The organism is Frankia sp. AgPm24, assembly GCF_023243055.1.
Classification (GTDB): Bacteria; Actinomycetota; Actinomycetes; order Frankiales; family Frankiaceae; genus Frankia; species Frankia umida.
Genome location: NZ_JALKFW010000027.1, coordinates 1 through 7,986 on the forward strand (window position 1 = coordinate 1; position 7,986 = coordinate 7,986).

At 63.5% G+C, this 7,986-nt stretch carries 4 protein-coding genes; all 4 read right to left on the reverse strand.

Going from position 1 to position 7,986, the window contains the following annotated elements; translation table 11 throughout:
* Positions 1-284: 284 nt before the first annotated feature.
* Genes MXD61_RS05135 through MXD61_RS05150 form a run of 4 tightly spaced genes read right to left on the reverse strand, consistent with a single transcriptional unit; the run spans position 285 to position 7,429 of the window.
* Positions 285-3,437 (reverse strand): hypothetical protein, encoded by a 3,153-nt coding sequence (locus MXD61_RS05135; protein ID WP_248811701.1) that lies wholly within the window; start codon positions 3,435-3,437, stop codon positions 285-287.
* A gap of 21 nt (positions 3,438-3,458) precedes the next feature.
* Positions 3,459-4,676 (reverse strand): hypothetical protein, encoded by a 1,218-nt coding sequence (locus MXD61_RS05140; RefSeq protein ID WP_248811702.1) that lies wholly within the window; start codon positions 4,674-4,676, stop codon positions 3,459-3,461.
* A gap of 25 nt (positions 4,677-4,701) precedes the next feature.
* Complete coding sequence (locus MXD61_RS05145; RefSeq protein WP_248811703.1) at positions 4,702-6,051, reverse strand: hypothetical protein; 1,350 nt, start codon at positions 6,049-6,051, stop codon at positions 4,702-4,704.
* Entirely contained in the window at positions 6,044-7,429 is a 1,386-nt protein-coding gene (locus MXD61_RS05150) for a Wadjet anti-phage system protein JetD domain-containing protein (protein WP_248811704.1), read from the reverse strand. The genes MXD61_RS05145 and MXD61_RS05150 overlap by 8 nt, the downstream gene beginning before the upstream one ends.
* Between the last annotated feature and the right edge of the window lie 557 nt (positions 7,430-7,986).

The window sequence follows — 7,986 nt, forward strand, 5'->3', positions numbered from 1 at the left end:
CGACCTCTCGTGGACGAGGCACGAAGACCCGCCACACTCCCATCCCGACCGGCCGTGTCTCCAACGGCACGCCCAGCGGAAGGTCCCGGCTGCGGCAGTCCAGCACGTCCGCGCGCTCGTGGCCTAGCCGGCGGAACGCGGTTCGCCGACTGACCTGCCGCGTGCTTCGGACTTCCGGGGTCAGGTGGCCGTCAAGGCAGGAGCCTGCGCTTCGCACGATGACTCCATTGCCGCCGGACGGGCGAGTGGGACAACCGCCCCTCTCCCGGTCGGATTCGCCATCTCTACATCAGCTCTCTGCCTTCCAGCAGAGCATCTGCTGTCAGTTCAACCCGGCCGCCTTGCCGATCTACTCCGAACATCCTTGTGGGGCGGTTCAGCGCCTCGGATTTGAACGGGTAGTGGAAGTAGAGGATTTGTCCGCAGTGCGGGCTTGCCTCGGACATGATGGCATCCTGGCAGGTGGCCAGGATCGTTATCCTGTGCTCACGGGCCACTCCTGCGATGGCATCGAGCACTTCACGACGATGTTCGGCGCCTAGCGAGTCGGCAAGCTCGTCGAGTATCAGTACCCGACCCTCGGGGTTCGGCGCCGCGAGTAGCGCGGCGAGAACCAAATGGATCGAGAAGAGTTTTTCCTGCGCCGTGTTGGTGACGTTGTCGTAAGCCAGCATTGCCCCGGCCGGGTTGCGGCGCCATCGCGGTACCACTTGGCAAGCCCATTTCTTGTCGGGCGTGTCCGGCGGGAGGAGCGTGTAATCGAGCGCTGCGCCGAGACCGCCCGAGTTGCGGTTTAGATCATTCAGCGCATTGCTGATCCGATCCAGGGCCGAGGAGGCTCGCTGCTTTATAATGTCCTGCGTCATGACAAGTGCTTGTTCGAGTTCACGGCATTTCTCGCTGACGAACTCGGTGGTCCTCCGCCGTGTCTCGCGGGCGTGGTTCACCTCGCCGTGGGCAGAAGCGTCCCGCTCTGCGGAGTCGTCGAGCCATTCGATGATCCTGGCAAGTGTCGAGGCGAACTGTTCGGCAGACGCGGAACCTGAACTGTCGCGGCTTGCGGCGTAATCGCTCGCGGCCTCGGCGACGTCGGAAGGCGGAGGCGCGCTGCTGTCCGGGTAGACCCTGAAGTTCGCAATGGCTTCGACGAGCTTGTCGTGAGCGCCTTGTCGAAGCACCGAGTACGTGCGGCGCTCGACATTCGGATTTTCGTCACTCGCCAGTGGCGCGTCGGCCTCGTCAACGAGTTCGTCGTAGTCTCCATCGATGTTGAGCGCCGGCCATCCCAGTTGCCGCAGCGCGGCGTCGACGCCGCGTGCCCATGCGGAGAGAACGATGTCGTCCGGTCGGCTGGCAACTTTGTACCGGTCGATCGCCGCCATCAGCAAGCGGAGCTCTGTCTCCACCGCCGCCAGGTTGGCGTTGGCCTCGTTGATCATTTGAGTTCGTTGCGCCAATGCCGTCTCGGCCCTGCGTCGCTCGGCGTCTGCATCGTCAGCCGCCTCAGACAATGGTGGCATAATCTGCTGACGATGGATGGTCAGGCGCTGTTGGAGTTCGTCCTGCTGTCGCGTCAGCGAGGCGCATTGTTCGGCGGCCAGCGCGCGTGACGCGTTGGTGGCGGCAAGCTCGGCAAGCTTCTCGGCCTGGTCAAGCTCGCCAACGCGGCGTTGGACATCCCCATCGGCGATTGTTACCTGCCGATCCCAGTAGGCGACAAGATCGTCTAGGCCGACGACTGGTGCCTGAAAGCCACCGATAATCCTCAGGCCGATGCGATCAGCATGCACATGGGTGACGGGCTCGGCTGCGTGGTGTTGGCGTCTGAGCGCATCCAGAAATGCCATAGCCTCGTTGGGAGCCGAGAGCACTCCAGTAGGAAGATCGGCTACGACGTCCGTCGAGCTGCCTCGGTTTGGCTCCGAGACAAGAATCGTTCCAGGGTGCTCACGGAGGAGGGGCAGCGCTTCGGTGAGGTGGTCACGTGGGACCACCAGCGCTTCTCGCCATGGAGTGAGCCGGGCCTCCCACTCGTGACGATAGGTAGTGTCCAGGCGTACCGAGGCGATGAGCGACTGCGCGGGGATACCTTTTTCAGCGAGTAGCCGGATGACCTTTCCAGATTCGCCGAATTGGCCATGAGTGGCCTCCAGCCTGGCCCGATTTGCTTCGGCGAGCGCGTCTTTCGCAGCCGTCAAGTTGGCCTTAGCCGCACCGACAGCCTGAGCGCGCTCCTCGCGTTCCAGGGCGGCATCGGCGGCGGGGGGATCGAACTTCAAGTCGTAGCCCCCTGCCTCCTGGCGTGAATTATTGAGCCGGCCTCCCACTGTGTTCAACTCGCCGACGAATTGCCCTTCGAACCCGATGGCTCGCTGATGGGCTTCCTTGGCTTCAGTCAGTTTTCTGTTGCGTTCCTCAAGGGCATTCTGGAGCGCCTTGAGGTTGCGTAGTTCATCGCGCTCGGCCGCCAGTCTGGTGACTTGCTCTGTCAGCTTTTCTTGCGCCGCGTTGGACTTGCTCAGCAGGCAGGTTGCCGATGCCGCTCGCGTGTATGTGTCCACAACGGCGCGAGCGAGGCTAGCGTCCCACATGTTGAGTGCAGCACCGGCCTGTTTGCGAAGCGCGTTACGGGCCTCTACTTGGCGGAGAATCTCAGCCTCGCGCGCCGTCTGCTTCCGGTCGTTGTCGACGTGGGTTTGTAGCTCCGCCTGCTTGCTGGCCAGGCCGCGGCGGTCCTGCTCGTCCCGCTCGAAAAGGCTCGCTCGTCCGGTCAGGGCGATGAGCGCGTCCCCGATCTGCTCCGGGGTGAACGTTCCCGCGTCCAACTTCAGCAACGAAGGGCGGGAGCGGACCTGACCGCGGCTGGCCACGTAGGCCAAGACCCGCGGACTTCGGCCATAGAGTTTCTCTGCGAACTCGGCACCGCCCCAGGTTTCGCTGGCCAGGGACCGGAACACACGATTGGCGTTCGAGTGCCGTTCTCGATCGTCGCATCCCGGCGCCAGGTGGATCCCGGCCGCGTGCTTCACCTGGATGTAGGGGGTGCCGGCGGAGATCTTCATCCAGACGGTGCAGGCTGGCTTAGCGATGTCCGTCGGATCGGCGAATACGCCGACGACGTAACCTTCCGTGGCAGCGCTTGCTCCGGTGATGCCCGCGGTGACCGGTTCGAACAGCAGAGAGGCCACGGCGCCGGCACCGTTGCCGCCGACCCGCCATTCAGGATCACCGAGGAGCAGGGCGACTGCGGCGAGGAAGCTGGTTTTGCCAGACTCGTTGGAGTCGACGGGACCCATGCCGGTGACAGCGATAAAGGTTTCGGGTATCAGTCTCACCGGGTGAGCGGTAAGTCGTGCAATGTCGAGGGTCTGCACCAAGATGAGTTGTCTGGTGCCGACGGCCCCCAGCTTAGCGGTCGTGAAGGTCGGTGCCGTCACAGCAATAGCCAGCCTCTCGGGTTAGGCGTCGGTCGTGCGTTGTTCACGGATTCGACGGGCCATGTAGCCGTTTGGTCGGCCGAGCACGATCAGGTCTTCCCACAGGAGATTCCGCTGGGTCGGTGTGAGCCGCAGCAGCGCCGGCCCTGGAAGATAGCCGCCTATCTTCGCGGTAGCGACGAAGCCGGCCCGTCGTAGCCCCCGCAATGCCTCGGTGGCGACTGTACGCTTGATCGTCCGATTGGCGATGAGCGTGTCCATCTGAACAGGCTGGTTACTGGCCCAGGTGTCGTCGAGGTTGAGTCCTCGCGCTCTGGGAATGGCGACCGTGTGGAGTAGCACCAGGGCGAGGACTGCTCGCTCCGCCGGTTGCAAGGTGCCGACTTGGTTTCGTACGAGCGCCGCTGCGACGGCATCTTGGTAGCCGGTGATCCAGCTGTGCGATCCCACAGATGTCAGTGTCCGCCCGCATCGGGCCAGGGTCGTCTCGACAGCGGCGCGAATCGCGGGATCTGCAAGCATGGGAAGGTCGACGCCCCGGATCGGCCCCTCAGCTGTCTCCAGCGCGCAGATGATCTCTCGGATGTTCTCGTCGAATTCGGTTGCCGGTGCTTGTGGATCGGCGGTGATCCATCTCACCGTCGATGGCTCAAGTTCTGTGCCTGGCGCGGCCTCCGGCGGCCGGTCCTGCTCCGTGGATTTTGGCAGCCGCTCATGAATTCTTCGTAGCTGTGACCAGATGGCCGACGGCAGCGCAGCGGCGGCCGGGCCAAGCGCACCGCGATCGCCGTTCAGCGTGATCAGTCCCGCGGTCGGCAGTGTGGTTTCCAGCGCCGTGACGACCGTATTCCTGTCGGCGTTCAACTCCACGCAGGTCGCAATGACCGAGGCGCGGGAGAAGTGGCGTCCAGGGTATGGACTTGCGGTGGGGTCCGGCCACGCCGCACCGAGACACGCAGCCCACACGAGGTTCGCGACTGGGCGCAGCGTTTTCGGCGGTCCGCTCGGGTGTAGATCCGGGTTGGGCGCAGCACCGTCGAGCCATCCACGAACCAGGATCGTTCGACCGTTCGCGTCAGTCAGTTCGCCGAGGCGTCGGTCCGCTGCTGCGGCGGCGGTCATCGCTCGGCTCACCGTCGAAGCTGGCAGCGAGCCGTCGACGTATCCGCTCGCCCGCATGCGGGCGAGCAGCAGCGCTCCCGGATCTGGCTCCGTGTCGGCAGCCTCGGCAGGTTGCACGTGGCTGCTCGTCGCAGCCGAGGCGCTAGACATCTCCATCATTCCGATCCGACTGTGCATGCTCGGTCATCGCACCGGTTGCGGGTGGCGCGCAATCCGTTCGTATCAGCCGCGCAGGGTGCAGGTAGGTGACGGGTGCCTCCGAATCGATTAGCAGCGTCTGGTCGATGTCCAACACGAACGGCTCGCTCCTGTCCGCGTCCAGCGCCATCGCGTCAGTCAGGATATGGACCGCAGCTGGCCAACTGGTTTGCATGACTGACGTCAAGTCCGCTTCCGTTCGCCCAGCCAGGAGCGCTTCGAGGCCCAGGCGACGCCGGCGACGCGTCTCGGCCGTAGCCCGCTCGATCGCGGCGATCGGGTCGGGGTCTTGGTCACCTCTGGGCGGTTCAGTTGGCCGGGACCGGTCCTTGGGCCGGGGTCGATAGTCATCGAGCACTCTGATCATTGCGTTGATGTCGATTACGACTTCTGGTGCGTCGGCGAGGAGGTGTGTACCGACCTCGGCGAGTAGATCGGGTGTGCTGTCGATGGCGGCGTCTTCGTACTCGCGGGGCGTGAGCACGTCGAAGTTGAGACTCGCTCCTCCGTGTGCAAGGACCTTGCCAATCGCGGCTCGGACTTGAGCGCGGTAGAACTGCTCTGCGTCAATGAGCGCTGCACCGGCGTCTTCCAGCTCATATATGCCGTCGAAACGCGAGGTGATCAGCGAGTTCAGGTCGACGACCTGTTGTGTGTAGCCGCTGTGGTCATGTTGGCGGCCGAGTGTGATCAGTTCTGCCGACGTTCCGGTTGCAACGCACCGCTGAAGGTCCTTGGCGAACACAGTCAACGTGAACCGGCAGGTGTGCAGATGGTTCAATACGCGACGCGGGTCGGGATTAGCCGTCTGTAGGGCTGCTCGCGTGCGGTCGAGGAGCAGAACCATCTCGTCAATCCCACCGTGTTCTGCCACCCGCTGCGCGGCCAGCGCCCCGACCAAACCAGCTGGCCGGATGACGTACCGTCCCTGGTGTAGCTTCGACAGATATGGTTCCAGGAAGCCTTCCGTGTGAAGGTGCCCCAGGCGCGTCTCGATAACCCCGGGCGCCAGGTCGACTCCGTGTGACCTCAGCCCCTCTCGGATCTGGGCGAAAGTCATGCCGTGGTCGCTGTGGTGCTCTGAGAAGACACCGATGACTGCAACGGCCATCTCCACTAAGTCAGGATTCTCAACTACCGCTCCGGCCTGACTGGTGAGCGGTGCTGCGAATGCTTTCCAGGTCGCACGCCTCTCGGAGCCGGACAGTTGCTCCCGGTGGGAGTTGAATAGATCGGTCTGCGCCGGGCGATGGTCGATTTGCGGCTTATCCGCCGAGGCGGTGGTATCAGGCATGCACTACGCCCTCGAGAACGTCCTGCAATAGCCGTGGCAGCTGCGGCAGCACCTGCTCCTGTATGGGCTGCTGCTCACATGATCCGCCGTACTTGGCGATCTCTGCTGCAAGTGGACGCAAGGTGACCGGGCCAATTCTGGCCAGCTTCGCAGCCAGCTTCTTGTCCTTCTCGGCGCTCTTGGGCTGCTGGTTCTTCCGGTGGGGCGTCTTCTGCCAAAGATAGACGTCCATGCCGAGTGGGAAGACCGCCCGGCCAAGCTTGCCTTCCAGAACGTTGATGATCTGGATTCCATGGGCATCGAGATCGCCCCAGGCCGCCACAGGCCGATCGAGATCTCTCAGTAGATGAACCATGCCGTCGCTGGAATAGCCTTCGCCCCAGATGCATAGCCACTTGTCGGGCAGACCAGGAACCTTGCAGACCTTTTCGAAGGTATCGGCATTCTCCACGATCAGCACGCCATCCGCCCGGCACTCAACATCGCCAGCAACCCGCAATCCGCGGGCAGGAAGCGAGATCCACGGCACAGCGACGCTGGCGTCGGCGGCAACACTTCCCAGTGACCATCTGAGCGGCCCTCGGAGGCGCAGGTCGGTGTCTGCCTTGTCGACAGCCTGGTCGAAGCTGAGACCGATGAGGTTGACGAAGGCGGCCTCCCGTTCCGGTGTCCAAGCCTTGGAGTCGAGGAACGCCCTGCCGGCAAGATCATTGGCTGTCATCTTGTCCGCATTCTTTGCCTGATGGGGAAGCCACACGATCGCCGCGCGCACAGCATGCTCGTAGACGCTCCACGCTCCAGCCAATGTGGCCGAGCTCGGCGGTACACGCAGCGGAGATCCAGGAGCAACTCCCTCTAGCAGAGCCCGTTCTGCATCGAGCTGCGGAATGACCGCCATCAGTTTGACCAGTTCCCGCCGCAGCGCATCGGGGTCAGGGCGACCGCGTAGGTCGTGCAGAATGTCAATGTGCATCAGCGACCACGAGTGCGAGCGACGCCAGCTCAGGGGTTGCGCTAGATCGAGAACATCATCGACCGCGCAACGGAGTATTACACCACCGGTACGAACCAGGGCAATCGCCGCCTCCTGCGCTCTGGACGGGCCGAAGTATTCGACAATCGTGGCCCAGCCTCGGCGTCCCGCTTCGAGTGCGAAAATCAACTCCCGCGAGTCGAGCACGGCTGGTGGCTCGTAGGCATTTGTAGGGCCTTCCGCAATGAGATCGACGACGTCGATATTGGGCTGACCGCGCCGGTTGCGGGGGACGTATCCCTTCCCGTCTCGGCGAACAGGCACCGTAACCGCGACGATTCCGTCGGGTAGGCCGCCGATCGGTGCCCGCTCGCGTCCTTCACGTTCGCTGAACAGAAGTTGCACCCGTCCCACCTAACTGGTGCCCTGGGTCGTTGATTCGCCATCGGTAGGCAGCGAGGGTCTCCAGGATTTTGTCGACGATCTCGATCTAGATGTATAGCTCAGGGTTTTCGTTTCGAGCGTTGATCAAATTTCGGATGTCGGCTTCGAGGGGGACGACGGTCCGGTGCGCCGAGCGGCGCAGTTTGCGGTGGTCAGCTTGCGAAACCAACGCTCGACCAGGATCATCCACGACACGGAGGTCGGGGTGAAGTACGGGTGGAGCCGTGGCTGATGGGTCAGCCAGTTCTTCGCCGCCGGAATCTGGCGGGTGGCGTAGTTGTCCAGGACCAGGAGCAGGAGCAGGTCGCAGCCCCCAGCGGCGGGAGGCGACCATCACCCGCACCCAAGGCACAGGCCCTCAATGGCCTCGTGCTCGAAGGCGACGGCATCCTGCGACGGCATGATCCTGTTGTACACCTACGCTCGCGGGCCTTGGCGACCCAGGGCTGCGGCAAGTTTGCTGGGTAGCGACTTGTGGGTCGTGTCGAGGGTCTGCGGTGGATGTGGGATGTGAGGAC